This window comes from Halomonas sp. AOP7-B1-5, from assembly GCF_052353045.1.
Classification (GTDB): domain Bacteria; phylum Pseudomonadota; class Gammaproteobacteria; order Pseudomonadales; family Halomonadaceae; genus Vreelandella; species Vreelandella colorata.
In genome coordinates, this window is the sequence record NZ_JBQTDC010000127.1 from 1 (window position 1) to 549 (window position 549).

Consider the following 549-nt stretch of genomic DNA (forward strand, 5'->3'; position numbering starts at 1 on the left):
GGCGGATGCAGACTCTGAGTGCAACACACTCATTGGATGGTTGATGGGCTTTCATGGTACTTGGCCATCAGCTCGCTCATCACTTCTATCGGACATTTAAAATCAAAGCGTTTTCGAGGCCGCATATTCAGCTCAAAGGCAATGGCATCCAGCTCTTCCTGGCTATGTACTGAAAGGTCTGTTCCTTTCGGTAAATATTGACGGATAAGGCCATTGATATTCTCATTGGCTCCCCGTTGCCAGGGGCTATGGGGATCGCAAAAGTAAATCGCAACACCGGTTTCTTGAGTAATTTTTGCATGGTGTGTCATTTCACGCCCCTGATCATAGGTCATGCTTTTTCGAGCGGTGGTCGGCATTCGGTTCAGAGCAGCACTAAAGCCTGCTACGGCGGATGTGGCGGTGGCATCGTCCATTTTTGCGAGGATCAGATAGCCACTGCTAAGCTCTACCAAGGTGCCTACCGCGGACGCGTTATTCTTACCTTTGATCAGATCGCCTTCCCAGTGGCCGGGCATTTCACGCTTACTGACCTCGGGCGGACGTAAG

Annotated in this window: 1 protein-coding gene; it reads right to left on the minus strand. The window is 50.8% G+C overall.

Features of this window, described 5'->3' with window-relative positions; all coding sequences use genetic code 11:
- Window positions 1–29: 29 nt before the first annotated feature.
- Window positions 30–549, minus strand: a 520-nt coding sequence (locus tag ACT3XD_RS19695) for an IS30 family transposase (protein ID WP_444280710.1), incomplete at its 5' end; no start/stop codon positions are given.